This window comes from Bacillota bacterium (assembly GCA_040754675.1).
In the GTDB taxonomy this organism is placed as follows: domain Bacteria; phylum Bacillota; class Limnochordia; order Limnochordales; family Geochordaceae; genus Geochorda.
In genome coordinates this window covers 1-25,841 of the sequence record JBFMCJ010000007.1, presented here as the reverse complement: position 1 = coordinate 25,841, position 25,841 = coordinate 1, and the positions used below count along the sequence as shown (strand labels likewise).

The 25,841-nt window shown below is 69.0% G+C and carries 21 protein-coding genes and 2 pseudogenes; 19 read left to right on the top strand and 4 right to left on the bottom strand.

Annotated elements, in window-relative coordinates; translation table 11 throughout:
* A partial coding sequence (locus tag AB1609_01055) for a class II aldolase/adducin family protein (GenBank protein MEW6045063.1) occupies positions 1-325 on the top strand: 325 nt, incomplete at its 5' end.
* Positions 326-334: 9 nt separating this feature from the next.
* Here AB1609_01055 and AB1609_01050 read toward each other — a convergent pair.
* Complete coding sequence (locus AB1609_01050; GenBank protein MEW6045062.1) at positions 335-2,920, bottom strand: TIM-barrel domain-containing protein; 2,586 nt, start codon at positions 2,918-2,920, stop codon at positions 335-337.
* 316 nt (positions 2,921-3,236) lie between these two features.
* On the opposite strand from AB1609_01050, the gene AB1609_01045 reads away from it, so the two are divergent.
* Entirely contained in the window at positions 3,237-4,037 is an 801-nt protein-coding gene (locus tag AB1609_01045) for a sulfite exporter TauE/SafE family protein (GenBank protein MEW6045061.1), read from the top strand.
* 17 nt (positions 4,038-4,054) lie between these two features.
* Positions 4,055-4,462: a DUF1634 domain-containing protein gene (locus AB1609_01040; protein ID MEW6045060.1), complete on the top strand. Its 408-nt coding sequence runs from the start codon at positions 4,055-4,057 to the stop codon at positions 4,460-4,462.
* On the opposite strand, the gene AB1609_01035 is transcribed toward AB1609_01040, so the two are convergent.
* Positions 4,392-6,410, bottom strand: coding sequence for a glycoside hydrolase family 15 protein (locus AB1609_01035; GenBank protein ID MEW6045059.1), 2,019 nt, complete (start codon positions 6,408-6,410; stop codon positions 4,392-4,394). The genes AB1609_01040 and AB1609_01035 overlap by 71 nt on opposite strands.
* Positions 6,411-6,492: 82 nt before the next feature.
* On the bottom strand, positions 6,493-8,709 hold the full coding sequence (locus AB1609_01030) for a bifunctional alpha,alpha-trehalose-phosphate synthase (UDP-forming)/trehalose-phosphatase (protein MEW6045058.1): 2,217 nt from the start codon (positions 8,707-8,709) through the stop codon (positions 6,493-6,495).
* 379 nt (positions 8,710-9,088) lie between these two features.
* On the opposite strand from AB1609_01030, the gene AB1609_01025 reads away from it, so the two are divergent.
* From AB1609_01025 to AB1609_00965, 13 genes and pseudogenes are all read left to right on the top strand, one after another.
* A complete protein-coding gene (locus AB1609_01025) occupies positions 9,089-9,439 on the top strand; it encodes an NADH-quinone oxidoreductase subunit A (protein MEW6045057.1) in 351 nt (116 codons plus the stop codon).
* Positions 9,430-9,870 (top strand): annotated as a pseudogene (locus AB1609_01020) (NADH-quinone oxidoreductase subunit B family protein). Before AB1609_01025 ends, AB1609_01020 begins: the two are co-directional and overlap by 10 nt.
* 32 nt (positions 9,871-9,902) lie before the next feature.
* Positions 9,903-10,406, top strand: a pseudogene (locus AB1609_01015) (NADH-quinone oxidoreductase subunit C).
* A gap of 161 nt (positions 10,407-10,567) precedes the next feature.
* Positions 10,568-11,764, top strand: coding sequence for an NADH dehydrogenase (quinone) subunit D (gene nuoD / locus AB1609_01010; protein MEW6045056.1), 1,197 nt, complete (start codon positions 10,568-10,570; stop codon positions 11,762-11,764).
* Positions 11,765-11,771: 7 nt separating this feature from the next.
* Entirely contained in the window at positions 11,772-12,323 is a 552-nt protein-coding gene (locus AB1609_01005) for an NAD(P)H-dependent oxidoreductase subunit E (GenBank protein MEW6045055.1), read from the top strand.
* The gene (gene nuoF / locus AB1609_01000; protein MEW6045054.1) at positions 12,307-13,590 is read left to right on the top strand and encodes an NADH-quinone oxidoreductase subunit NuoF; all 1,284 of its coding nucleotides are present in this window, start codon (positions 12,307-12,309) and stop codon (positions 13,588-13,590) included. The genes AB1609_01005 and nuoF overlap by 17 nt, the downstream gene beginning before the upstream one ends.
* On the top strand, positions 13,587-15,989 hold the full coding sequence (locus tag AB1609_00995) for a molybdopterin-dependent oxidoreductase (protein MEW6045053.1): 2,403 nt from the start codon (positions 13,587-13,589) through the stop codon (positions 15,987-15,989). Before nuoF ends, AB1609_00995 begins: the two co-directional genes overlap by 4 nt.
* A gap of 6 nt (positions 15,990-15,995) precedes the next feature.
* Positions 15,996-16,988, top strand: a complete 993-nt coding sequence (nuoH, locus tag AB1609_00990; protein MEW6045052.1) for an NADH-quinone oxidoreductase subunit NuoH — start codon at positions 15,996-15,998, stop codon at positions 16,986-16,988.
* A 37-nt stretch (positions 16,989-17,025) separates the two neighbouring features.
* Positions 17,026-17,586 (top strand): NADH-quinone oxidoreductase subunit NuoI, encoded by a 561-nt coding sequence (nuoI, locus tag AB1609_00985; GenBank protein MEW6045051.1) that lies wholly within the window; start codon positions 17,026-17,028, stop codon positions 17,584-17,586.
* A complete protein-coding gene (locus AB1609_00980; protein MEW6045050.1) occupies positions 17,583-18,242 on the top strand; it encodes an NADH-quinone oxidoreductase subunit J in 660 nt (219 codons plus the stop codon). Before nuoI ends, AB1609_00980 begins: the two co-directional genes overlap by 4 nt.
* A gap of 2 nt (positions 18,243-18,244) precedes the next feature.
* On the top strand, positions 18,245-18,553 hold the full coding sequence (gene nuoK / locus AB1609_00975) for an NADH-quinone oxidoreductase subunit NuoK (protein ID MEW6045049.1): 309 nt from the start codon (positions 18,245-18,247) through the stop codon (positions 18,551-18,553).
* Between the two features lie 27 nt (positions 18,554-18,580).
* Complete coding sequence (gene nuoL / locus AB1609_00970) at positions 18,581-20,635, top strand: NADH-quinone oxidoreductase subunit L (GenBank protein MEW6045048.1); 2,055 nt, start codon at positions 18,581-18,583, stop codon at positions 20,633-20,635.
* Positions 20,636-20,640: 5 nt separating this feature from the next.
* Positions 20,641-22,158, top strand: a complete 1,518-nt coding sequence (locus tag AB1609_00965; GenBank protein ID MEW6045047.1) for a proton-conducting transporter membrane subunit — start codon at positions 20,641-20,643, stop codon at positions 22,156-22,158.
* A gap of 5 nt (positions 22,159-22,163) precedes the next feature.
* Here the strand turns inward: AB1609_00965 and AB1609_00960 are convergent, their stop codons facing one another.
* Complete coding sequence (locus AB1609_00960; protein ID MEW6045046.1) at positions 22,164-22,889, bottom strand: DUF554 domain-containing protein; 726 nt, start codon at positions 22,887-22,889, stop codon at positions 22,164-22,166.
* A gap of 5 nt (positions 22,890-22,894) precedes the next feature.
* On the opposite strand from AB1609_00960, the gene AB1609_00955 reads away from it, so the two are divergent.
* The 3 genes from AB1609_00955 to AB1609_00945 are packed head-to-tail and all read left to right on the top strand — an operon-like array spanning position 22,895 to position 25,799.
* Positions 22,895-23,956: an NAD-dependent epimerase/dehydratase family protein gene (locus AB1609_00955; protein ID MEW6045045.1), complete on the top strand. Its 1,062-nt coding sequence runs from the start codon at positions 22,895-22,897 to the stop codon at positions 23,954-23,956.
* Between the two features lie 48 nt (positions 23,957-24,004).
* A complete protein-coding gene (locus AB1609_00950; GenBank protein MEW6045044.1) occupies positions 24,005-25,084 on the top strand; it encodes an isocitrate/isopropylmalate dehydrogenase family protein in 1,080 nt (359 codons plus the stop codon).
* Between the two features lie 19 nt (positions 25,085-25,103).
* Positions 25,104-25,799: a metal-dependent hydrolase gene (locus AB1609_00945; GenBank protein MEW6045043.1), complete on the top strand. Its 696-nt coding sequence runs from the start codon at positions 25,104-25,106 to the stop codon at positions 25,797-25,799.
* Positions 25,800-25,841: the final 42 nt, after the last annotated feature.

Genomic DNA, 25,841 nt, shown 5'->3' with positions numbered 1-25,841 from the left:
CCTCAGCGTGCCGCCGAACGTGACGCCGCGCCGGGTGTCGGTGGACGCCATCGAACACTGGATGATCTACACCGAGCACCCGCAGGTGGGCGCCATCCTGCACGTGCACGCGTGGATGGACGGCATCAGGTCCACGCTGGTCAACTACCCGTGCGGGACACTGGAGCTCGCCCAGTCCGTGGCCAACCTCGTGCGGGAGGCGCCGGACCCTGGGCGGGCGGTCATCGGGCTCCGCAACCACGGCCTGACGATCACGGGGCCAAGCCTGGACGAGATCTTCGAGCGCATCGAGGGCCGCCTCATCCGCCAAGTGCCGATGATGTAGCCCTGCCGCCTACCACTCGACCAGGAGCTCGCCGGGTTCGGGGCGCTCCGGCACCCGCACGACCACCCGCCCCGCGGTAGCGTCGTGGTACCAGGCCGGTTGGGCCGACCACCGGGACTCGGATGCCGCCGCGGGGTTCGCCTGGTCCTCGAAGACCGGGCGCAGCGGCTCGCCGGTCCGGGAGAGCTCGGCGCCCTGCCACGAGACCCAGGTGGGCGCACGCCAGACCCGGTCGACGACCACCTCCAACCACTCCCGCGCCGGCCGGAAGCGGCCGTCCCGGCCCGAAAACGAGAGTTGGAGGCGCAGCTTGCCCGACCCGTCCGACCAGGCCGCGTCGAAGCGCCGGCGTGCGAATTCGCCGCTCTGGTAGGCCAGGCTCTCCCCGTCGTCTTCGTAGAGCCACGTCCAGAAGTCTTGGCCGCTTGGCTCCAGGTATGCGGCGGACGGCGCCGCCATCCAGACGCTGACCCGCCCGTCCCGGGCAAGCTCGCCCGTATGGGCCGGGACGGGGCCGAGCAAGAGCGGCGCCCCGGCCCGGACGAAGACCGGCAACTCCGAAAGCTCCGCCTCGACGGCCGTGTGGGTCGGGCCCAGCAGGCGAAGCGGCCGCCACAGGTGAACCCACTCCCCTTCGGGCAGGTACACCGTGCGGTGGCGTGCACCCGGCTGGGTGACCGGCGCCACCAGGAGGTGGGCCCCCAGCAGCCACTCGTCCTGGAGGCGTTCAGCGGACGCATCGCCCGGAAAGTGCCAGAAGAGCGGGCGCATGACGGGCGTCCCGTTCGAGGCGGCTTCCCAGAACAGCACGTAGAGGTAGGGGAGGAGCCGGTAGCGCCACTCGATGGCGCGGCGGCAGATGGCCTCGATGTGTTCGCCGAACTGCCAGACCTCCTGGCGGCGCGTGTTCATCGCCGAGTGGTTTCGGAAGAACGGCGTGAAGGCGCCGGCCTGGGTCCAGCGAGCCAGCAGTTCGCCCGTGGCGTGCCCCGCGAAGCCCCCGGTGTCGGCGCCCGCGAACGCCACGCCGGACAGTCCCAGGTTGATGAGTTGAGGCACCATCATGGCCAGGTGCTCCCACCAGCTCGAGTTGTCCCCCGTCCAGACCGCCGCGTAGCGCTGAATGCCGGCGAAGCCGGAGCGGCTCAGCACGAAGGGGCGCACGCCGGGGCGCAGGGCGAGTTGCGCCTCGTAAGCGGCCTTGCTCATCAGAAGGCCGTAGACGTTGTGGGCTTCGGTGTGAAGGAGCTCGCGCCGCTCCTCGGCGGGGCGTTCGGCGTCGGGTCCGTGGCGCACGCCCGGATCGAGCGTGCCGGTCGGCAGGGGGTGGCGGAAGTTCGCCGGCTCGTTCATGTCGTTCCAAATGCCACTGACGCCGGCGTCCAGGAGCACCCGGTGCCAACGGCCCCACCAGCGGCGTGTCTCGGCCCGGATGAAGTCGGGCCAGACGGTAGGCCCGGGCCACACCTTGCCCTCAAACGGGCGGTCGCCGTCGGCCCGCCGGCAGAACAGGCCGCTTTCCAGGCCCTCAAGGTAGACGGGATACTCTTCGTCGATCTTGACACCCGGGTCCACGATGGTGACGACCCGGAAGCCATGGCTCCGCAGCTCTTCGAGAAGGGCCTGCGGATCGGGAAAGCGCGCCGGATCCCAGGTGAACACCCGGTAGCCGTCCATGTAGTCGATGTCCAGGTAGATGACGTCGCACGGGATGGCCCGGCGGCGCAGTTCGGAGGCGACCTCCCGCACCTCGTCGGCGGTCATGTAGCCCCACCGGCTCTGCTGAAACCCGAGCGCCCAGCGGGGAGGCAGCGGCATGCGGCCCGTGAGGTCGGAGAACCGGGAGACCACCTGCGGCAGGGTGGGGCCAGCCAGGACGAAGTAGTCAAGCTGCCCGGCGTCGGCGCTGAACTCCAGGCGGTCGGGCCGGCCGGAGCCCAGGTCGAAGACGGTGCGGTGGGTGTTGTGAAGGAACAGGCCCCACGCCCGGCCCCGCTCGTAGACGATGACGAACGGGATCGACTGGTACAGCGGGTCGGTGTCGGGTAGGTGGGGGAGGACGTCGGTGTTCCACATCTCGAGGACGCGGCCCCGCCTATCCATCCAGCCGGCCTTCTCGCCGAGCCCCAGGCACATGGCGCCGGGAGGCAAGCGCTTGGCGGCGCGGATGCGCACCGGGTGAGTGCCCGTGTCGGTGCCGGGCAGGCCGGCGAGGGGCTCCTCACGGATCGGCCCTGCCGGGTCGTCTTCGGCTATCGGGGACGGGTGACCGGCTGCGTCGACGGCGACGGCGCCGGTGCGGCGGTCCACCCGCGCGGTAAGGCGAGGCGTGGACAGAGCCCACGCCTCCCCGCCAAACGTGATCTCTACGGGAAAGCTCTCCGGCGAACCTTCCGGAGACATCAGGGCCCAGCCGATGGTGGCAGGGGGACGGGTCGAAGGGATGTAGCGCACTCGCACCACGTCGGGTGCCCAGGCGCTAACCTCGAGTTCGCCGCCGTTTGCCGTCGCAAGCACAAGCCGCCGCTCATCCTGGCGTTCCAACTCCACCGGCCCGATGAGGTAAGGTGTAGCGGCTGTGTCGTGATGATCCATCGCGTGGCTCCTTTCGTTCGGCTGCCGTTCCCAAAACCGTAAGCATTCATGAGCGGTGCTGTGCTTACGACGCCGGGCACACAGTGCTCCCTCGCTTGCCGGTGACAGCCCCTGAAACCAGCGGTCCTCGAAGCGCTGGTGAGGCGCTGGAGAGGTTGGAGATCCCACACGAGCGTGCCATCAGCCCGGCTGGATGTCAAGCATGGCCCATTGCGGTGGCGCGTGGCGCGGAGGTATGCTGGTAGGGACCGGCAGGCAGGTGGTATCCTCCTTGGCATTCGACCCTGTGGCATTCTCAGTGGTGCTAGGCATCTCGATGGTGGCCGGGTTCGTGGGGTCCCTTCTGGGCCTGGGCGGCGGGGTGATCGTCGTCCCCGTGCTTACGGCGGGGCTCGGCTATAGTATCCGCCACGTGATCGGGGCCAGCCTGGTCTCCGTCATCGCCACCTCGAGCGGTGCCGCGGTGGCTTACGTGCGGGATCGCCTGACTAACCTGCGCATCGCCATGTTCCTCGAGGTGGCGACCGCGTCGGGAGCGCTGGTGGGGGCTTACGTCTCGTCCCTGATGCCCGTCCGCGGGCTGTACCTGGTCTTTGGCGCGCTCCTGTTGTACTCGGCGTACGGCATGTTCCAGCGGCGGCACCTCGAGGGTGCGGGCAGGGTGGCTGAGAGCAGGTGGGCCCGCCGGCTGGGCCTGGAGGGGAGCTATTACGACGATGCCGGCCACAGGGTCGTCTCGTACCGCGCCGGGCGGCTGGCAGGAGGCTTTGCGGTGATGGGGGCGGCCGGCGCCCTTTCGGGGGTGCTCGGGATTGGGTCAGGGGTTTTCAAGGTGCTGGGGATGGACATGGTCATGGGGCTGCCCATCAAGGTGTCGACGGCAACCAGCAACTTCATGATCGGGGTCACCGCCGCGGCAGGCGCCGGCGTGCACTTTGCCCGGGGAAACGTGGATCCTACGCTGGCGGCGCCGGTTGCGCTGGGCGTTCTTTTGGGTGCGTGGGCGGGGAGCAAGCTGCTGCCCCGGTTGAGGGGCCGGGCGGTTCGGTACGTCTTCGTGCCGATCCTCGTCTACATGGCGGCGGAGATGCTCTGGAAGGGAATCGTGGGCACGTGAAAGGTGGACAGGCCAGGGTGCCGATAGAGCCAGTCGCCACGGCCGAACCCGTGGCTCGCCGCCGGGGGGAGGCCGCCGGCCTGGAGATGGAGGTCGTCATCAGCCGCATCCTGCAGTTAGGCGTGCTGGCGGCCGCGGCGGTCATCGGGCTCGGCGTGCTCCTCTGGATTGTGCAAGGCAACACGGGTTACCAGGCGGCGGCGTACCCGACCCGGGTCGGCGACGTCATCGCCGGCGCCCTGCAAGGCCGGCCGGCTGCTGTCATCCAGGCGGGGCTCCTGGTCTTGCTCTTGACTCCGGTCTTCCGGGTGGCAGCCTCCGTGGCAATCTTTGCCGCCCAGCGGGATCGCACGTTCACCCTGGTGACACTTGCCGTACTGGCTCTTCTGGTGGGCGGGTTTCTGCTGGGAAGGGAGCCGCAATGACGGCCGGTTCGTAGAGTTCCACGAGGGCATGGATCAGTTCCTCGTGGCTGAACGCCTGCGGGAAGTTGCCCCACTGTTTCCCCGTGGAGGGATCGTGGTGTTCGGCCATGAGCCCCAGTTCGTTGGCGCCGCGTACCAGCGCCTCGAAAAGCTTCCAGGCCGCATCCACGAGGCCCGCGCGGCGCAGCGCCCGTACCATCCAGAACCCCGCCATGTAAAAGGGCAGGTGACCGTTCGCAAACCGGTAGACGCCGCCGTCCACCACCAGTCCGCCCCGAGCCGGCGGCTGGTGCATGGCCTGAAGCGTCGACCGGACGCGTGGCGAGCGCGGGTCCACCAGCGCCCAGATGACGCCGGCGAGCACCGAGATGTCCAGGGGTTCCTGCTCGGCAGGGCCGCGGTCGGTGTAGATGCGCATCCAGGCGCCGCGTCCCTCTGACCAGGCCCGCTCGAATGCCTGCCGTGCGACGGCCTGCGCCAGGCGTTCCCAGCGGATGGCCGCATCCGGCGCCTCACCGAGACGGCGCGCCACGGCGGCGGCACTCCTGAGCCCGAGGGCAACGGCGGCCTTTCCGTAAAGCCAGTGGGCGGTAAACTCTCTCAGTTCCCAGATCCCGCTCTCTTCACGCTGCCAGTTGGCCTCGAGCCACTGCGCCGCCTTCCTCACGCCCGGCCAGGCCTCCCAAAGGAACGCCGCATCGCCGGTCAGCTTGCCGTGACCGGCGATGCCGGCCAGCACGTTGCCCTCGTTGTCAAGCTGGAGCTGATGGGCGGCAGCGTTGCCGAAGCGGATGGGACGTTCCCCGTTGGGGCCGGCAAGCTCGGGCGCCAGCATCTCGTACGGCACCCGGCCGTCCACCGTGAACAGCGGCTGTGCCCAGTGCCCGTCCGGGCCCTGCATGCGCAAGGCGAAACGATAAAAGGCCCGCGCCTCCCGGTGAAACCCGAGCCGGTCGAACGCCTGTGCCGTCCAGCTGCCGTCGCGCAGCCACACGTAGCGGTAGTCCCAGTTCTGGTCACCGCTCGGCGTGGCGGGCCAGGATGCGGTGGCGGCCGCCAGGACGGCCCCCGTCTTCGGGAAGGTCAGGGCCCGAAGCGCCAGCAGGCTGCGCTCGAGCAGCGCCCGATGGGCTGGGGAGACGGCGGGCGGCAGGGTGCCCACCTGCAGCCACTCGCGATCGGCCTCCACGGCCGTGGCCGGGGAGACCCGCACGAGCGCCCGTGCGGCGTTCCTCGCCTGCGCGACCCCTCGCCCGTAAGCCACCGCTATTCGACCGGCCGGCCACAGGCCGCCGAGCAGGGTGTGGTCGGGAGCATGGGAGCCTTCCAGGGCCGGATGGCTCCCCCTGAAGGAAAGCCGCAGGCGGCAAGCCTCCTCATCCCACCAGGAGGCCTGGGAGGCCAGCGCCTCCGAGGCGATGGGCTCCAGCACGACGGCGATGGCAGCATCTCGCGTTTCGAGCGCCAGCGGGTAGCCGAAGACGGCGTGCCAGGCGCCGCCGACCGATGCCCGCGTCAGCGCCAGCGAGAGAGCGAGCGCCATGGGCCGGGAGAGCCACACCTCCCGAACCAGCCCCGGCTGCTGCCACGGGAAGAGATCGACCAACGCCACCGCTCCCGCCTCGGTCTCAACGCGCGTGACGAGCACGTTGCTGCGCTCGTAGTACGCCTGCCGCGCGCCTGCCAGGCGTGCCGAGAAAGGGGCGGGGGGGTCGGGCGCCACGTCCAGGTAACCGCCCCGTCTCGGGTCCAGGGCCCACGCCAGCACGGGATAGCCGTCGAACCTCGGTACGCACCACCAGGTGACGGCGCCGTGGCGACCGACGATGGCCGCCGTCTCGCCGTTGCCGATGATGCCGGCATCGGCCCGCTCGGGAATGGTGGGGTCAAGGAGCTGAAGCCCGGAAAGGGTAAGGCTGCCGGTGCTTGCGTCGTCACCTGCGTTCACAGACAGCTTTCGCCGCCTCTCCACCGGACGGCATCATGAAAGGCCGGATTCCTGGAGCGAACCACAATTCTCGGGCCGAGGGCTAGATACGCAGGGGGAGCCGGGTTCCCTGCTGCCCGCCCTCGACGAGTTCCGCCAGAAGCTCGCGAAGCGCCTGCGAGTTCTCCACGTAGAAACGGGCGCGGGTCGGCCCGAACCGTACCTTGATGGTGTACGCCTCGGGCGGCATGGCGGCGAACATGTCCTCGTCGGTGGTATCGTCACCGGCGGCCAGCATGAAACCGTACACGCCGCCCCCCAGCCACCGGCCTGCCACCCGGCCCTTGTTGATGTTGGCGTCCTTCACGTCGATGGCGCGGTCGCCATCCAGTACCCCGACGTTGAGGCGTGCCGTCAGGTGCATGAGGGCGGACTTGAGTTCCCCGACGCGGACCGTGGCGAGCGAGGCGTCAACCTGCCGGTAGTGCCAGACGAGGGAGAAGTCCTTCTCCTCGACGAACGCGCCCGGCGTGTGGGCGGCAAAGCGCTCGAGAACCGGCCGGATGGCCTCCTTCCAGGCCGCGTCCGCCCTTTCGACCAGCTCCCACCGGCCCCCCGGCAAACGCATCCAGACGCCGTGCTCGGCCGCCATCCCCGCCCTCAGGTGGCCCAGCCAGCGGCCCAGCGTCCCCCGGTCCCGCCCGCTGACGAAGACGACGGTGTTGCGCGGATCCTCACACAGGGCGCCGAGGATCCGGAGGAGCTCCCGGTCAGGAAACGCGGACTCCGGCCGCCCCGCGAAGGGCACGAGCGTGCCGTCGTAGTCGAGCAGCAACAACCGCCTCGCCGCCCGGCGGTACGCCTCCACCAGGTTCCGCCTCTCCACGCCCGCCAGCCGGCGGCCGGAGAGTTCCCGCTGCGCCGCCCGTACGCTCCGCAGGCGCTGCAAGAACTCCTGCGCCCACCACTTCACGTCATAGTGCCGCAGGCGCTCCTGCATGACGCGGTTGCGTTCTTGTTGCTCTTCCTCGCTCATGGTAAGGGCCGTGAAAAGCGCCGAGGCGACCTCCTCGACATTGTTCGGGTTGACGAGCAGCGCTTCCGGAAGCTGCTTGGCCGCACCGGCCATCTCGCTGAGTATCAGCACGCCACGCCCGTCCGCCTTGCTGGCAATGAACTCCTTGGCCACCAGGTTCATCCCGTCGCGCAGCGGCGTGATCAGCGCCACGTCGGCGATCTGGTACAGGGCAGCCAGGGCGGCAAAGGGCAGGGATCGGTACAGGTAGCGGATCGGCACCCAGGCCAGCGTGCCGTACTTGCCGTTGATGCGGCTGACTCGCTCGTCCACCTCCCGTTTGAGCGCCTGGTACGCCGGCACTTCGGTGCGCGACGGAACGGCCACCATGACCATGGTGACCTTCTCCCGGTACTGCGGCTCGCGCTCCAAGAAGAGGTCGAACGCCTCCAGCCGCTGAGGGATGCCCTTGGAGTAGTCCATGCGATCCACGGAGAGAACCACCCGCGCCGGCGCCAGCTGCGCTTTCACCCTGCGGATCTGGTCCTGTACTTCGGCCAGCCTCCCGGCTTCGGCGTAGCGCTCGACGTCGATCCCCATGGGGAAGGCGTCCACCTGAACGAGCCGCCCCTGCCACGCGATCCGGCCCACGTTGTCGCTTACGCCCAGCAGACGGCGGACGCTTTCGAGGAAGTGCAGGGCGTAGTCGTACGTGTGAAAGCCGACCAGGTCCGAGCCCAACAGCCCTTCGACGATCTCCCGCCGCCACGGAAGCAAGCGGAAGACCTCGAAGGCGGGGAAGGGGATGTGCAGGAAGAAGCCGATGGCCGCATCGGGCAGCCGCGAGCGAAGCATGGCCGGAAGGAGCATCAGCTGGTAGTCGTGCACCCAGACGGTGTCGCCGCTTTCCGCCAGGTCCGCCACGGCCTCACAGAACATCTCGTTGACCTGCCGGTAGGCTTCCCACAGCGAGCGGTCGTAAACGGTGTGCTGCGGGAAGTAGTGCGCCAGGGGCCAGAGGGTGCGATTGGAGAAGCCCAGGTAGTACCGGTCGACCTCCTCCTGGCCGAGGAAGACCGGCTCGCAGTTTCGGGCCCGCAGGCGTTCCTCCACGTCGCGGCGTTCGTCAGGGGTGAGCCGTTCCCGGGCGATGCCGGGCCAGCCGACCCACACGCCCCCGCCGTCCTTGAAGTACGAGGAGAGCCCCGTGGCCAGCCCTCCAGGGCTTGCGTGCAAGCGCAGCCCGTCCTTGCGCTTCACCACGGTCACGGGCAGCCGGTTGGCAATCACGAGCAGTCGCGCCATACAAGCCCCCTTAGGTGCCCCGGGGAGGTTTCCTGCCCGCGAGGGGAAACGAGGCGAAGTAGACGGGTTCGGGGCCTGGCGAAGAACGTGCACTCACGAGTAAGTGTTACCGAACCGCGGCTGTCGCAACAGGCTGGAGATTCGGGCGATGGACCTCCAGGTGCTGGAAAAGAGTGCGGCGGATGAGTTGCAAGGCCGAACGGTGCGTTCTATACTTTTCTGAGACGGCTGCGGCATGCGGGCGGTATCCCCGGCAGATAACCGCCACTTTTATTGCGCTGTTTTAGTGCCGGTTGTCACAAATAGGGGCGGGACCTGCTCGGAGAAGGCCGGGAAGCCGGTGCCGTCAAGCTGTGGGATCTTGGGGGGCTTGCCCGGGGTGGACGCGTACGCTGCCCTTGGAATCTACCTGGCGGTGGTCCTGGTCGTCGTTCTCGGGATAAGCGCGCTGGCTGCCAGGGTCGGCGGGCGCCACCCTGATCCGGTCAAGGCCGAAGCCTACGAGAGCGGCTACCCCACACCGCCCCTGCTCGGGCGCTTTCCTGTGAAGTTTTACGTTGTCGCGATGCTCTTCGTTATCTTCGACGTGGAGACCGTCGCGTTTTACCCGTGGGCCGTCCAGATCCGTAATTTCGCAGGGTACGGGCTGGCGGTGATGGGGCTGTTTCTGCTGATCCTGGCCATCGGCGACGCGTACGTCTGGAAGAAGGGGGGATTCGAATGGAAGTAATGGGTCAACCCTTTTTCCTGACCACCGTCGACAAGTTCACCCGCTGGGCGCAGCGCTCCTCGATCTGGCCCATGACCTTTGGGCTTGCCTGCTGCGCCATCGAGATGATGAACCTGGTGGGGCCGCGCTACGACGCCTCGCGATTCGGTGCGGAGGTGTTCCGGGCGTCGCCCCGGCAGGCCGACCTCATGATCGTCTCGGGGCGGGTTTCCCATAAGATGGCCCCCGTGATCCGCCGCCTGTACGCGCAGATGCCGGAGCCCAAGTGGGTCATCGCGATGGGCGCGTGCGCGTCCAGTGGCGGCATCTTCGACAATTACGCCATCGTCCAGGGAGTTGACGAAATCATCCCGGTGGACGTGTACGTGCCCGGGTGCCCGCCGACCCCTGAGGCGGTGCTCGACGCCATTATCAAGCTCCAGCAGCGTATCCAAACCACCGATCGGAAGGCGGGCGTGCGCCCTTGGCGGACGGCGTGATGGCCCCGCAGCAGGACCGGCCGGCAGGCGGCGCCGCCGCCCGGCTCCCCTTCGAAATGGCAGAGAAAGTCGCCTCCGCATTCGGGGACGACGTGGAAGTCTACCCCGCTTCTTTTGACATGCCGGTTGTGAAAGTGCGGCCAGGCGCGCTCCGGGCGGTGGCGCAGTTCCTCAAGGATGAGGGCTACGCTATGCTGCTGGACGTCGGCGGCGTGGACTACCTGGGGCGGCGGCCGGCCGAGGAACGCTACGAGGTGGTCTACCACCTGCTTGATCTCCAGCGGCTCCGTCGCATCCGGCTGCGCGTCGCCTTGCCCGAGTCAAACCCGGAGGTTCCGAGCCTGAGCGACCTGTGGCCTTCGGCCAACTGGGCCGAACGGGAGGTCTTTGACCTGTTCGGGGTGCGCTTCACGGGCCATCCGAAGTTGGAGCGGATCCTGATGCCGGACGGCTGGCAGGGCCACCCGCTGCGCAAGGATTACCCCCTGCGCGGACCCGCTCGCAGCGGCCGGCCGCAGGCCCTGCAGGGTCGATTCTTCCCGCTGCGGCTCGACTCGGCTGCGGCGCCGGGAGATCAGGCCCCGTCGCGGCCTGGCGGCGGCTCCGCCGTGCGGGCAGACGGCAGGGAGAGCAAGAAGGATGGTCGGGCATGAGCGGCCAGATGTGGGCCGACGAACTGCAGCAGGAGCGCATGACGGTAAGCGTTGGGCCCCACCACCCCAGCACCCACGGGGTGCTGCGGCTGATCCTGGAGCTCGACGGCGAGAACGTTGCGAAGGCCGAGGCGGAGATCGGCTTCCTTCACACGGGCATTGAGAAGTCCGCCGAGAACCTCACCTGGCAGCAGGCCATTACGGTCATCGACCGGATGGACTACCTGTCGCCTCTCTCCAACAACCTGGGCTACGTGCTGGCGGTCGAGAAGCTCCTGCAGATCGAGGCGCCCCGGCGGGTGCAGTACATCCGGGTGCTCCTGACGGAGCTGCAGCGCATCGCCAGCCACTGCGTCTGGCTTGGCACCCACGCCCTTGACCTGGGTGCCCAGAGCATCTTCTTTTACGCCTTCGATTTGCGCGAGGGGATCCTCGACATCCTGGAAGAGGCCTCGGGCGCCCGCATGAACCCGAGCTACTTCCGCATCGGTGGCCTGGCGCGGGACGTTCCGCCCAGCTTTGCCCGCATGGTGGACGCTTATTTGCGCGAGTTCCCGAAGCGCATGGCCCAGCTTCGCAGCATCCTCGACGAAAACCCTGTCTGGCTCGCCCGCGTCCGCCGGGTTGGGGCTATTTCCCCGGAAAAGGCCATCGCCTGGGGACTGACGGGGCCGAACCTGCGCGCCACGGGTGTGCCGTACGACGTTCGAAAGGCCTTCCCATACAGCGGCTACCAGGAGTTCCAGTTCGAGGTGCCGGTCGGGGAGCACGGCGACGTCTGGGACCGTTACGTGGTTCGCATGGCCGAGATGGAGCAGAGCGCCAGCATTGCCCGGCAGGCTCTCGACGGACTTCCTGAGGGCCCGTGGCGTGTCGAGGACCGCAAGCTGGTGCTGCCTCCCAAGGAGGAGGTCAAGCGCAGCATGGAGGCTCTCATCCACCACTTCAAGCTGGTCTCCTACGGCTTCGACGTGCCGGCCGGCGAGGTCTACCAGGCGGTGGAAAGCCCCCGGGGGGAGATCGGCTTCTACGTGGTTTCGGATGGCGGCAACCGGCCGCTCCGGGTGAGGGTGCGTCCGCCGTCCTTCTACAACACCCAGGCGCTGCCGGCGATCCTCGAGGGCCACCTGATCGCCGACATGGTGGCCATCATCGCCAGCATCGACCCCGTCTTCGGAGAGGTGGACCGGTGACAAGGGCATGAAGCCGAAGTGGTCCGAGCGGCACGAGACCGTCAACGAGATCCTGAGCCGCTACCCGGAGAAGCGGTCCGCGATCATGCCGCTCTTGCACCTCGCCCAGGAGGAGCGGGGGTACATCGGCCGGGACGACATCCAGGCCGTTGCCGAGATCCTGGAACTCAGCCCGGCGCAGGTCGAGTCGGTCGCGTCCTTCTACGCCCTTTACCTGCGCCGCCCGGCGGGGCGCTACACCCTGACGGTCTGCTCCAATTTGCCCTGCACGCTGGGGGGAGCGGGGCGGCTCGTCGAGCACCTGGAAAAACGGCTCGGCGTGCGTGCCGGGGAGACGACCGAGGACGGGCTGTTTACGCTTCGCCTGACGGGCGAGTGCCTGGCCGCGTGCGATCAAGCGCCCGTGCTGCAGGTGAACGGGTATTACATCCACAAGGCCGTGCCCGAGCGCGTGGACCGGGTCATCGACGCGCTGAAAGAGGGCGTGCCCATTGCCGAGCTGGCCGACCGGGCCCGGTTGCCGCACGAGGAGGAGCACTCCGATGGCGGCCGCGTTTGAGCCGGTCCTGACCGCCGGCATCGGGAAGCTCGCCCTCGAGTCCATCGAGGTCTATGAGGCGCAGGGCGGCTACGGGGCGCTGCGCAAGGCCGTACGGCAGATGACCCCCCAGGACGTCCAGAAGGAGGTCACCGACTCGAACCTCCGGGGGCGGGGCGGCGCCGGCTTTCCCACGGGCAAGAAGTGGAGCTTCCTGCCGAACGACGGCAGGCCCCGGTATCTCGTCTGCAACGCGGACGAAAGCGAGCCGGGCACGTTCAAGGACCGGCTGCTCCTCGAACGCAACCCGCACCTGATCATCGAGGCCATCATGCTGGCCGGCTACGCCATCGGCGCCGCGCGGGCGTTCATCTACGTGCGGGGCGAGTTCGTCCAGGCGTACGAGGTGCTGACCCGCGCGCTCGCGCAGGCCAGGCAGCGCAGGTACGTCGGGCAGCGGGTGCTCGGGTCGGACTTTTCGCTGGAGATCGCCATCCACCGCGGCGCCGGCGCTTACATCTGCGGCGAGGAGACGGGGCTCCTGAGTTCGCTGGAGGGCCGCCGGGGGGAGCCGCGGATCCGGCCGCCGTTCCCGGCGACCGCAGGCCTGTACGGGATGCCGACGGTCGTCAACAACGTGGAGACGCTGGCGTGCATTCCGCCCATCATCAGCCGCGGGGCGCAGTGGTTCGCCTCGATCGGCAGCCCGAAGAGCCCCGGGCCCAAGATCTTCTCAGTGAGCGGGCGCGTGCGGCGGCCGGGCAACTACGAGTTGCCGCTGGGGACGCCGCTCAGGGAGATCCTCTTCGAGCACGCAGGAGGCCTGGAGCCGGGGCGCCGGCTCAAGGCGGTGCTGCCCGGCGGCGGGTCGTCGCCGTTGCTCACCGAAGCGCACCTGGACGTGCCCATGGACTTTGACTCGGTCGCACAGGCGGGTTCGATGCTGGGTTCAGCCGGGGTCATCGTGCTGGACGACCGGGACTGCATCGTGCGGGCGGCCCGGGTGCTGGCGGAGTTCTACGCGCACGAGTCGTGCGGCCAGTGCACCCCGTGCCGCGAAGGGCTCCACTGGGCGGCCGTGATCCTGCGGCGGATCGAGGAGGGCGGCGGGCGGCCAGACGACATCGACGTGCTGAAGAGCCTGCCGGGGCACATCGCGGGCCGCACGATCTGCCCGCTGGCGGACGCGGGGGTGGGCTTCCTGAACTCGAGCCTCAAGCACTTTGCGGACGAATACCGCGCTCACGTGACCGTGGGCCGCTGCGCACAGGAGGCTTACGTGGCATGAGCGACGCCGCTGCTTCCGAGGCGCAGGTCACCGTCACCATCGACGGCCGCACGGTGCGGGTGCCGAAGGGCACGCTCGTGGTGGAGGCGGCGCGCCAGGCGGGCATCCACATCCCGGTCTTCTGCTACCACCCGAAGCTGAAGCCGGCCGGCGTGTGCCGCATGTGCCTGGTCAAGGTCGAGAAGATGCCGAAGCTGGTGCCGGCGTGCACCACGCCGGTTACCGACGGCATGGTGGTGGACACCCGCGACCCCGAGGTCCAGGAGGTCCAGAAGGGCATCCTGGAGTTCCTGCTCATCAACCACCCGCTGGACTGTCCGGTCTGCGACAAGGGCGGCGAGTGCGAACTCCAGGATATGACGTTCAACTACGGGCCGGCGACGAGCCGGCTGGCCGACGCCAAGGTGCGCCGCCGCAAGGCGGTGGAACTCGGGCCGTTCATCGTGCTGGACGAGGAGCGGTGCATCCTTTGCCGGAGGTGCGTGCGCTTCGACGACGAGGTGGCGACGGAAGCGCAGCTCGTCATCGGCGAACGCGCCGTCGACTCGGTGGTCACCACCGCCGGCGGGCAGCCTTACGCTCACTACTTCACCGGAAACGCCGCCGAGCTATGCCCGGTGGGCGCGCTTACGTCCGCACCCTACCGTTTCCGGGCACGGCCGTGGGACGTGAGCCCGGTCGCATCGTTTTGCACCCTGTGCCCGATCCACTGCCCGGTGCGGCTCGACTTCCGGCACGGGCGCCTGATGCGGGTGGTGTCACAGGGGGCGCCGGAGGAGAACACCTTCGGCACTCGCGGGTTGATGGCGGCGTACCACACGCCCTCCGAGGACGTGCCGGGGGCCCGGGGCATGGGGTGGCTGTGCGACCGGGGGCGGTTCAACTACCAGTACGTGCAGTCGCCGCAGCGCGTGGCGCAGCCGCTGGCCGGGCGGGGGGCGCTGAAGGAGCTGGCCGGATGGGACGAGGCGCTCCAGAGGCTCGAGCAGGCCATCCGGCGGGCGGTGGCCGAGCACGGGCCGGGCAGCGTCGGCATCATCGGCGGCGGAGCGCTGCTGGCCGAGGAGGCGGCTCGCTTACGGCGGCTGGCCGAGGCCATCGGGACGCCCAACCGGGACCACCGGGTGGCGGATCAGGCCGTTGCGTCGCTCGCCACGCCGTCCGGGCGCAGCGGGCGGGTGGCTGACCTGGATCGGGCCGATGTCATCGTGCTGGTGGGCCAGCCTCTCGTCGAACAGGCGCCGGTGCTGGACCTGGCAGTTCGCAGGGCTGGCGCGGAAGGCAGGGCGGCCATCTTCGCGGTCGGGCCGGTGCGACCGCGCTACCGGGGCCGGGTGCGCTACGTACCGGCCGCAGGGTTCGACATGGCGGCCGCGCTGCGGGAGATAGCGCAAGACGTCGCGGCCGCGGTGGCCGGCGTCAAGGGCGCCCGGTCGTTCATCGTGTGGGACGGCCGGGGCGCGTGGGATGGCTCGGCGGCGGCTGTGGGCGAGACGGTTCTGGAGCTTGCCGGGGCGCTGGAGCACGGCGGCTCGGAGGTTCACATCCTGGTGCCGGGAGCGCAGGCCCAGAGCCGCGCGGCGGAGGCGGCCGGGATGTTGCCTGGCCCAGGGGGGCTCGACACGGCGGGCATGCTCAAGTTGTCCGCCGAAGGCCGCATGCAGGTGCTGTACCTCGTCGGGGTCAATCTGCTGGAGACCTTTCCCGACCGGGCGCTCGTCGAGGCGGCGCTTTCGAGGACGCCGTTCGTGGCGGTGCAGGACCTGTTCGTGACGGAAACGGCCCGGGCGGCGGACCTGGTGCTGCCTGCGGTGCCGTCCATCATGCGATCCGGGACCCTGGTGGACATAGACGGCCAGACCCATCGCCTGGAGGCCGTTCTGCCGCCCGACGGTGCGGGCCGACCCGACGGGGAGATCCTGGCGGATCTGCTACGCCGGCTGGGCGCGGATGGGCACGACAGGAGCATGCCGCCACCGTCCGAGGCGGTGGCCGCGCTCTCGCCCGCCGAAGCCCGGCGGATCTGGGGTGTGGCGAACGGACCGGTGATGGCGCACCCGGCGGCGGCGCTGCGGGTTGTGCCGCTCGTGCGGCTGTACGGCGGAGGCGGCACCGTGGAGTTTGACCCCGTCTTCCGCAAGCACCGGGAGCCCGTGGCGGTCTGGCTCAATCCGGCCGATGCAGAGCGCCTGGGAGTTCGCCAGGGGGACGAGGTCGAGGTGCGGACGGCCCACGGGGAGATCCGGGCGGCCGCGCGCATCGAGGCATCGATTTGCGAGGGTAGCCTTGGCGTGCCGGTGGGCGCCGCCGGAGGTTCGGCCTGGCAGCTCACCGCCCTGTCGAATCCGTACCCGGCAGTGCTTGCGCTTGAGGTTCGCACCCCCGAGGTGGTGGGCTAAACGGCCGTGGATGGACTTCTCTGGGTCCTGGGCGCCGCCGTCAAGTCGCTGGTGCTGGTGCTGCTGCTCCTGGGCGCCTTTGCCTATCTCATGCTCTTTGAGCGCAAGATACTGGGCTACTTCCAGATGCGGCTGGGGCCCAACCGGGCCGGGCCCTGGGGCCTGCTGCAGCCCGTGGCCGACGGCGTGAAGGCGCTCTTGAAGGAGGACGTCATACCGGCCGAAGCCGACCGGGTCGTCTACCTGGGGGCTCCGGTGATCAGCCTCGTCATGGCACTGGCCGCCTACGCGGTGATCCCCATCGGGCCGCCCGTGACGGTGGCGGGGCGCACGATTCCCCTGAGCATCGCTGATCCGGGCGCCGGCATTCTGGTACTGCTCGCCTTCAGCTCTCTGGGCGTTTACGGGGTGTCGCTCGGCGGGTGGGCGTCGCAGAGCAAGTACGCGCTGCTCGGGGGCCTCCGAGCAAGCGCCCAGCTCATCAGCTACGAGATCGCCATGGCCATGAACCTGCTGGCCGTGCTGGTGATGGCTGGTTCGGTACGCCTCTCCGACATCGTGGCGGCGCAGGGGCCGCTGCCGTTTGCCCTTGTTCAGCCCGTCGGCTTCCTCATCTATCTGGTATGTGCCGCGGCGGAGACGGCGCGCACACCCTTCGACCTGCCCGAGGCGGAGACGGAGTTGGTGGCCGGCTACCACACGGAGTACAGCGGGCTGCGGATGGCCATGTTCGTCATGGCCGAGTACGTGAACCTCATCACACAGTCAAGCCTCATCACGCTTCTGTACCTGGGCGGTTGGGCGGGGCCCGCGTTCCTGCCGCCGGTGGCGTGGTTCCTGAGCAAGGTGACAGCGGTGCTGTTCTTCTTCATCTGGATCCGGGCGACGCTTCCCAGGCTCCGCTACGACCAGCTGATGGCGCTGGGATGGAAGGTGCTGTTGCCGCTGTCGGTCGCCAATTTGGTGGTCTACGCCGCCTGGGCGGCGCTGGCAGCGTGAGTGTGAGCCGCGGCCTCGTGGGGGGAGTCGTAAGACGATGTCCGCTCTAAAGGGAATCGTCAAGGGCATGGCGACCACCATGCGCATCCTGCTGGAGCGCAAGCACACCATCCAGTACCCGGACCGGCGCCGGGCCCGGAGCTCGCGCTTCCGGGGCCGGCACGAACTGCGGCGCTATGAAAACGGCATGGAGATGTGCGTGGGGTGTGAACTCTGCCAGGTGGCGTGCCCGGCCAACGCCATCACGGTGTACGCGGCCGAGAACGACCCGAACGCCCCCCACTCGCCCGGCGAGCGGTACGCCTTCCGGTACGAGATCGACATGCTCCGGTGCATCTACTGCGGGCTTTGCGAGGAGGCCTGCCCGACGGAGGCGCTGCACCTGACGCAGGAGTACGAGATGGCCGCCTTCTCGCGGGGGGCTTTGGTGTACGGCCGCGACATCCTGGTCTCCCGGGAGCCGAGCGCGTTTGCGATCCCGGAGGAAGTGTACCCGCCGTTCAAAGGGCGCCGTCCGCTCGTCGAGGGTGAAGAGCGCCCGGAGCGCGAGGCGGAAGAACGGCCGGCGGTGCCGGCGCAGCGGGCGGTGGACGCATGACGCTTCTCTTCCTGGCAGCTTCGGCGGTGGCCGTTGCGGGCGCCATGGGCGTGGTGGTGGCGGCGACGCCGGTGCATGGGGTACTGGCGATGCTGGTCAACTTCGCGGGACTTTCGGCGCTTTTCCTGTCGCTCAACGCCGAGTTCCTGGCCGTCGCCCAGATCATTATCTACGCCGGCGCCGTCATGGTGCTCTTCTTGTTCGTCATCTCGCTGTTGAGCGCCCGAAAGCGCCCGGCCGAGGACCCTTACGACCGGCTCAGGAGCCAGCTTCCCATGGCGGTCGGGGCGGTAGCCGTGCTGATCGCGGGGCTCCTCGTGGCCGTTCTGGGTCCCGGGTTGGCGGCGGGGCCGGGGTTGCCGTCGTGGCAGGCAGCGCCTGAGGAATTCGGCAGCGTTACGGAGTTCGGGCGCGTGCTGCTCGAGGGGTTCCCGTTCGAACTGGAAGTGGTGGGCCTCATCCTGCTGGTGGCCATGGTGGGCGTCATGGTCATCGTGGGGCAGCGGGCGGAGCGGCCGCAGGTGGACGTCGTGGCTGAAGAGCCCGTTGCGGGCCGTGAGACTGCGGCAGCAGGGTTGGAAGCGGCGGCCGGCGGCACAGACGCCGGACGGCAGGCCGTGGCGGGAGCCGCTGGAGGAGGCCGGAGGTGGCGGTGACGATGCCGGGTGCACCCCTCGAAGCTTACGTGGCCGTGGCGGGCATCCTGTTCGGTATTGGCGCCCTTGGCGTGATGGTACGGCGTTCGCCGCTCGCCATGCTCATGTCCGTGGAGGTCATGTGGGGGGCGGCGAGCCTGGCGTTCATCGCCTTTGCCCGCCGGTACCTGGACATGTCGGGGCACGTGCTGGCGTTTCTCGTGATGACCGTGGCTGCCGCCGAGGTGGCCATCGGGCTTGCGCTGGTCGTGCTCATCTTCCGCCCGCGCGAGAAAGTGGACGCGGACGAAATACGAGAGCTTTCCGGCTAGCGGAGTTCAGGGAGGCGACCACGGCGCGTGCCGACGGACGTTCAAGCGGTGACGGAAGCGGTGCAGATGGCTGCTAGCTTCGTTGAGAGCCCCTGGCTGTTGTTGATCATCCTCGCGCCCGTGCTGGGCGCGCTGACCATCACGCTCGGCAGGCGGCGGATGGCTTCGCGCACGGTGGCCTGGGTCGGCGTGGGCGCGGCGGGGCTGGCCTTTGTGGCGGCGGTAGGGGCGCTTGTCACACACCTCGGACAGCAGGCGGGCGGCGAAGGGTACGCGGGCCTGTTGTTCAGGCTCTGGCCGTTCTGGCAGGCCGCGGCTGTGCCGGGTGCGAAGGCGGGCGGCGCGCCTTTTGGCATCGAGCTCTCGCTCCTGGGTGACGGGCTGTCGCTGTGGTTTGCCCTTGTCGTGACCGGGGTCGGCTTCCTCATCCACGTTTACTCGGTGGGCTACATGGCCGGTGATGCGGGCTTTGCCCGGTACTTCGCCGAACTTAACTACTTCATCTTCGCCATGAGCCTGCTCGTGCTGAGCGACGGCCTTGTCGGCATGATCATCGGGTGGGCCAATGTCGGGCTGGCCTCGTACCTGTTGATCGGCTTCTGGTATCACCGGGCAGACGCCCGGGCTGCGTCGACCAAGGCGTTCCTCGTAACCTTCGCGGGTGAGCTCGGCATCGTGCTGGGAACCGCCTTGCTCTGGAGAGAGACCGGCACCGTTCGCTTCTATGAGCTGTTCGAACGCCTCGGGGGCCTGAGCGAAGGGGCGCTGACGGTTGCGGGGTTGCTGCTTTTGTGGGGTGCGGCCGCCAAGTCGGCGCAGCTTCCGCTGCACGTCTGGCTTCCGGACGCCATGGCGGGCCCGACCCCGGTGAGCGCCCTGATCCACGCGGCCACGATGGTGACGGCGGGTGTTTACCTGACCGCGCGGATGTACCCGGTGTACGCGGCCGCTCCGGCGGCGGGGGCTGCGGTGGCCTGGGTCGGGGGGCTTTCGGCCCTGTTCGGCGCTCTGGTTGCGTGCGGGCAGACCGACATCAAGCGGGTGCTGGCCTACTCCACCATGAGCCAGATCGGGTACATGATCCTGGGCGTCGGGCTGCAGGCCGAGGCGGCGGGCGTCTTTCACTTCTACAACCAGGCCTTCTTCAAGGCGCTGCTCTTCCTGGCCGCGGGTCTTGTCATCCACCACCTGGGCGGTGAGCAGGACATGCTCCGCATGGGCGGCCTCGGGCGGGCGCTGAAGCTTGCGTACGCGGCCTATGCGGTGGGTGCGCTGGCCATGGTGGGGGTGCCGCCGTTTTCGGGCTTCTACAGCAAGGAGGCCATCATTGAGGCCGCCTGGGAGCGCGGGGCGTACGGGCTGTGGGCCATGGCCGCAGCGGGCACCGGCCTTACGGCGTTTTACTCGGTGCGCATGCTGGCGCTGATCTTCGCGGGGCCCGAAGGAGAAGCCGTGCGGCAGCAGGCGGCCGGCGCGGCCGGGCACGCCTCCTACGCCGCGCAACTGCCCGGTGAGATCGGGGAGCGGGCGGCGCAGCAGGCCATGAGCCTGCCCGTCGCGGTGCTGGCCGTGCTCGCCACCGTAGCCGGGTGGGTCTGGGTACCGGGTCGCACCGGGTGGGCGGTGGAAGTCCTGGGCCCGGTCTTCGAGCGCTTCCGCGGGGCGCTCGAGGTGGACGCGGCGGCCGAAGCGGCCCATGCTCCCGCTCTCGTGGCGTGGATGCCGCTGCTGCTGGCGGCGGTGGGCGCTTTCGCGGCCTGGTATCTGTATGGCCCGGCCCGGGGGCCCGCCGGTTGCAGGCGACCGGCTCCTGCCCGGGTGGCGGCGGCGTGGGGCGCCGGGCTCTACATCGACGCCACGCTGCGGCGCATCCTGGTGGACCCGGCCGTGCGCGCAGCGGCGTGGGTTGACCGGCACGTCGAAGCGAGCAGCATTGACGGGGGCGTCAACGGTGTGGCCGAGCTTGCCGCGCACATGAGCGCCATACTGGGGAGAGCGCAGAGCGGGTTCATGCGCCGTTACGTCCTGATGCTGCTGGGCGCCGCGGCCGTCCTGCTCATATGGGTGGTGGTTTCGGTTTGACGGCCATGGGTGTGAGCCAGATCTTTCCATCCCCCGCGGCGCCCGCCGTGGTGCTGGCCGCAGGCGCGCTGGTGGTGATGGTGGCCGAGCTCGCCGGGCGGGGGCCGTGGAGGGCGAAAGGCGTGGTGGCGCTCGGGGTGCTTGCCCTGGCGGTGGCTGCCTTGAGCCTGGTTATCCCGGGCACCCCGGTACCGGTGCAGGGGCCGCCGGAGGGCGCACCCGTCTGGGCGCAGCCAAGCGGGGCGCGGCTAGCCACGGACGGGCTCAGCACGATCACATACGGGGTGGTGCTGGTCGCCGCGCTCTTGAGCCTGGCCATTTCGGCTCCGGCGCTTGACTCGGACGAGCCGGCCGCCTTCGTTGCCCTCTTGCTGCTGGCGGCGGCCGGTATGGGCCTGCTGGGCAGCGCCCAAACGCTGGCCGGCGTCTTCCTCGGGCTCGAACTGTTGTCGCTCAGCCTGTACGCGCTGGTGGCGTACCACCGCCAGAACCCGCAGGCCCGGGAGGCGGCGTTCAAGTACCTGCTGCTGGGTTCGGTCGCGTCGGCGCTGCTTCTGTTCGGCATTGCAATGGTGTACGGGTCCGCGGGCAGCCTGTCGCTTGACCGGATTGCGGCAAGCGGCGCCGAACTGGGCGACTCCCGGCTGTTCGTGGGCGGTTTCCTGCTGATGCTGGTGGGCGTTGGTTTCAAGCTGGCGCTGGCCCCGTTCCACGCCTGGGCCCCGGATGCTTATCAGGGGGCGGGGCTTGGCGTCACGGCCTTCATGTCGGTTGCCACCAAGGCGGCGGCGTTTGCGGCTCTGCTCCGGGTGGCGATGGCCGCACCCGAGGCGGCGCAGGGCGTGCTGTGGCTTCTCGCCGCCCTCAGCATGGCCGTGGGCAGCCTGGGAGCACTGCGGCAAGCGGAGCTTCGCCGCCTGATGGCCTACTCCGGGATCGCCAACGCGGGCTACCTGATGATTGCCCTGCCCCACTTCACGCAGGGCGGCATAGAGGCCGCGCTCTTCTACCTCGGTTCGTACGCCCTGATGAACCTGGGCGTCTTCGTCGCGGCCGCCATGCTGCAGCCGGGCCCGCGGCGAAGCTACCTCCTCGAGGGTTTCGAGGGCGCCACGGCCCGCGACCCGCTGGCCGGCTGGGTCATGGTGGTCTTCCTGCTCGCGCTGGTCGGCATGCCGCTGACGGGCGGGTTCGTGGGAAAGGTGCTGCTGGTTGGATCGGCCGTGCGTGAGGGAGCTTCGTGGCTGGCGTTCTTTCTGGCGGCTTCCACGGCTATCCTGGCGTATCCCTACCTGAAGCTGGTGGAGCGGATCGTCCGGCAGCGCCGCAAAGGCGTCAGCGCCGATGGAATGGCGCCGGCCGGCGGGCTTGCGGGGGGCACAGGACATGCCAGGGCTGCGGCGCCATACCGCCGCGTGCTGGGCGTGGCTGCCGCCGCTGCGGCAGTCGCGGTGGTGGTGCTTGGGGTGTGGCCCGAGCCCCTGCTCCGGCTGGCGCGCCTCGCCCTGATCCCGCTGGGATGACCTGTTCAGGGCAGCCCCAGGTACGGCCAGATCCACGCAAGGATCGGGGCTACTGCCAGCGCCGGCAGCAAATTGCCGGTGGCGATCCGCGTCGCGCCCACCATGTTGAGGCCGATGGCCACGATGAGCAGGCCGCCTGAGGCGCTGAGGGCCGCCAGCGTCGCCGGGCCGAAGGAGCGCCCCAGGTAGGCGCCCGCCAGCGTCAGGGCTCCCTGGTAGGCAAAGACGCTTCCGGCCGAGAGGTATACCCCCGGTCCCATGGTGGCGGCCAGCGCCGCTGACGCAATGCCGTCCATGACCGACTTGGTGAGGAGCAGCCGGGAATCGCCGAACATGCCGTCGCTGAGGCTCCCCACGACGGCCATGGGGCCGACGGCGAACAGCAGGCTCGAGGCCACGAAGGCCCTGGCGAACTCCCCGTCCTCACGTCCGAATCGCCGTTCGAAGGCCTTGCGGGCCCGTTCCCCCAGGGACTCAAGGCGCGCCTCGATCCGCCAGCGTTCCCCCAGATACCCTCCCAACGCCATGCTCAACAGCACCAGCAGAACCGAGGCTCGGGGGCTTTCTGACACCATCCAGCGGTAAGCCATCTCGAAGCCGATGAACAAGGTCGCAAGCCCCAGCCCCTGTATGACGGTGACCGCCGCTGCGTTGGAGGCGCGGCTTCTGACCAGCATGCCGATGGTGCTGCCCGCGAGGATGGCCGCGGTGTTTACAAGGGTGCCGGTCACGCGACTTGAGTGCCTCCTGCCTCTGGAGGGCTTCCTTCACGGGAGACGAAAAAGGGAGCCAACGGGCAACACCGGCACGATTCGCCACAAGTCGTTGGGTTCCTCGGGGGGCCCCGGCCACGATCAGGAAGGTTGCGGTTACCGGCGGCACAGGCTTTGTCGGGCGGGCGGTGGTGCGGGCCCTCATGCGGCACGGCCTGGACGTCGCACTGCTCCGGCGGCCCGGCCGGGAGCACCAGCGCCCCCGGGATGCCAACCGCCTGCTGGCCGAGCTGGCAAAGGCCGGCGGGCGCGTCATCGACGGCGACCTGGCGGACATGGGCGCCCTATCCGAACTGGTTGCCGGCGCCGACACCGTGGTGCACCTGGTGGGCATTATCCGGGAAGCGCCCAGGCGGCGCATCACCTTCGACGAGGTGGTGGTGGAAGGAACGCGCCGCGTGGCGGGCGCGGCGCGGTCGGCCGGGATTGCCCGGTTCATTCTCATGAGCGCGCTGGGTGCCAACCCCGCCGACCCCCTCCCGTACCCCCGCACCAAGGGCGAAGCGGAGCAGATCGTGCGGCGGCATGGCTTTGTGGATACCGTCATCTTTCGCCCCTCCGTCATCTACGGCCCCGGAGACGGCTTCGTGAGCCTGCTTGCCGGCATGCTGCGCCGGTTTCCGGTCTTGCCCATCTTTGGCGACGGGTCGTACCAGCTTCAGCCCGTACCGGTGTGGGTGATGGCCCAGGCCGTGGCCCAGGCCTCGGCGGCCCCGCTGCCGGCAGCGCCCGCCGGGCCGGTCGTGCGCGTGATCGACGTCGGCGGCGCCGACCGCATGACCTACCAGGATCTGGTGCGTGCGGTAGCCGAGCGCATCGGGGTGAGACCGCGCCTTTTCCACGTTCCCATGGGCTTGAGCCGCTTCGTCGCGGGCGTCGGGGAGAGGGTGCCGGGCTTCCCGCTCGCCCGCCAGCAGCTCGAACTCCTGGTCAGGGGCAGCACGGGCGACGTGGAACCCTTCTACCGGGAGTTCAACGTACCCCGGCTGGCGTTCCGGGAAGGCATTTGGGCTTATGAACTCTAAACTCATTAGGGAATGCGATCCGTCTGCACCGGAGGAGGTTAAGTAGCATTGAAACACAGGGTAACATTGATTCCAGGCGACGGGACGGGCCCTGAACTGGCCGAGGCGGCACGGCGGGTCATTGAGGCCACCGGGGTGGCCATCGAGTGGGAGGTCGTCGATGCCGGCGTCGACGTGATGGAGCGGTACGGCACGCCGCTGCCGCAGGGCGTGCTCGACTCGGTGCGCCGCAACAGGGTTGCGCTGAAGGGGCCCATCACCACCCCCATCGGCACCGGCTTTCGCAGCGTCAACGTGGCGCTTCGCCAGGAGCTCGGGCTTTACGCCTGCGTGCGGCCCTGCAAGCTGTACAAGGGCGTGCGCTCGCCGTACCAGCAGGTAGACCTGGTGATCATCCGGGAGAACACCGAGGACCTCTACGCCGGCGTGGAGTTCGACCTGGGAACGCCCGAAGCGAAGCAGGTCATCGCCATGGGCAAGGGGAAGATCGCGCCGGATTCCGCCATCTCCATCAAGCCCATCTCGGAGAGCGCGTCGCGGCGGATCGTGCGCTACGCGTTCGAGTATGCCGTGAATAACGCCCGCCGCAAGGTGACCGCGGTGACCAAGGCCAACATCATGAAGTTCACCGACGGGCTCTTCTTCCGGGTTGCCCGGGAGGTGGCCAGGGAGTACGAGGGGCGCATCGAGTACGAGGAACGGCTCATCGACAACATGTGCATGCAGCTCGTGCAAAAGCCGGAGCTCTACGACGTGCTGGTGCTGCCCAATCTGTACGGCGACATCGTCTCGGACCTCGCGGCGGGGCTTGTCGGGGGGCTTGGCGTTGCGCCCGGCGCCAACATTGGCGACGACTATGCGGTCTTTGAGGCTATCCACGGGTCGGCGCCCAAATACAAGGGCCTCAACAAGGTAAACCCCACGGCTCTGATCCTGTCCGGCATGCTGATGCTGCGCTACCTGGGCGAGGAGGATGCCGCAAACAGGCTCGAGCGCGCCGTCGCCCACGTCATCGCCGAGGGCCGCTACGTCACCTACGACATGAAGCCCGATCGGGACGACCCGACGGCCGTCGGGACGAAGGAGATGGCCGACGCCATCATCGCCGCCCTGAAAGCGGGTGTGTGAAGGGAGAGTGGTGGCGGGCATGGAGGTGCGTTTCTGGGGGCACGCGTTCGTGGAGGTGAGCGGTCCGGGGGGATCCGTGCTGATCGATCCCTTCATCACGGGTAACCGCCTGGCGCAGCAAGCGGGGGCGAAACCCGAAAACTTCCGGCCAAAGGCCATCCTGATCACGCACGGGCACGGCGACCACCTGGGCGACGCCCTCACCATCGCCAGGGCCAGCGGCGCGACCATCGTGGCACCCTTCGAGCTTGCCACGTACTGCAAGCAGCACGGTGCCAGCGCCCACGACATGCATATCGGCGGCAGCCACACCTTCGACTGGGGGTGGGTGAAGCTGACGCCGGCGTGGCACGGTTCAGCGGTGGTGGACGGCGGGCGCATCACTTACACGGGCAACCCCTGTGGGTTCCTGGTCAAGGCGGGCGGCAAGACGGTGTACCACGCCGGCGACACGGCGCTGTTCGGGGACATGGCGCTCATCGGGCAGCGCCACCCTATCGATGTCGCATTCCTGCCCATCGGCGACAACTACACGATGGGGCCGGACGACGCGGTGCATGCCGTCTCCCTTCTGCGGCCCAAGACGGTGGTGCCCATGCACTACCAGACCTTCGACGTGATCAACCAGGATCCGCAGGCGTTCGCCGCCCAGGTGCAAGAGATGGGCGTCAAGGTCAGGGTGCTGAAGCCCGGCGAAAAGATGCAGCTTAACTGAGGGCGTTGCTGTACCAGCGCCAGGCCGCCTGCCGCAAGGGGG

Coding starts and splice junctions, on each gene's coding strand:
- AB1609_01045 (MEW6045061.1), top strand. CDS start 3,237: ATGGTGGCCGGGTTCGTGGGGTCCCTTCTGGGCCTGGGCGGCGGGGTG.
- AB1609_00945 (MEW6045043.1), top strand. CDS start 25,104: ATGGAGGTGCGTTTCTGGGGGCACGCGTTCGTGGAGGTGAGCGGTCCG.
- nuoF (MEW6045054.1), top strand. CDS start 12,307: ATGGCGGCCGCGTTTGAGCCGGTCCTGACCGCCGGCATCGGGAAGCTC.
- AB1609_01050 (MEW6045062.1), bottom strand. CDS start 2,920: ATGGATCATCACGACACAGCCGCTACACCTTACCTCATCGGGCCGGTG.
- AB1609_00980 (MEW6045050.1), top strand. CDS start 17,583: ATGACGCTTCTCTTCCTGGCAGCTTCGGCGGTGGCCGTTGCGGGCGCC.
- AB1609_00995 (MEW6045053.1), top strand. CDS start 13,587: ATGAGCGACGCCGCTGCTTCCGAGGCGCAGGTCACCGTCACCATCGAC.
- AB1609_00965 (MEW6045047.1), top strand. CDS start 20,641: ATGGGTGTGAGCCAGATCTTTCCATCCCCCGCGGCGCCCGCCGTGGTG.
- nuoK (MEW6045049.1), top strand. CDS start 18,245: ATGCCGGGTGCACCCCTCGAAGCTTACGTGGCCGTGGCGGGCATCCTG.
- nuoD (MEW6045056.1), top strand. CDS start 10,568: ATGAGCGGCCAGATGTGGGCCGACGAACTGCAGCAGGAGCGCATGACG.
- nuoI (MEW6045051.1), top strand. CDS start 17,026: ATGTCCGCTCTAAAGGGAATCGTCAAGGGCATGGCGACCACCATGCGC.
- AB1609_01030 (MEW6045058.1), bottom strand. CDS start 8,709: ATGGCGCGACTGCTCGTGATTGCCAACCGGCTGCCCGTGACCGTGGTG.
- AB1609_01005 (MEW6045055.1), top strand. CDS start 11,772: ATGAAGCCGAAGTGGTCCGAGCGGCACGAGACCGTCAACGAGATCCTG.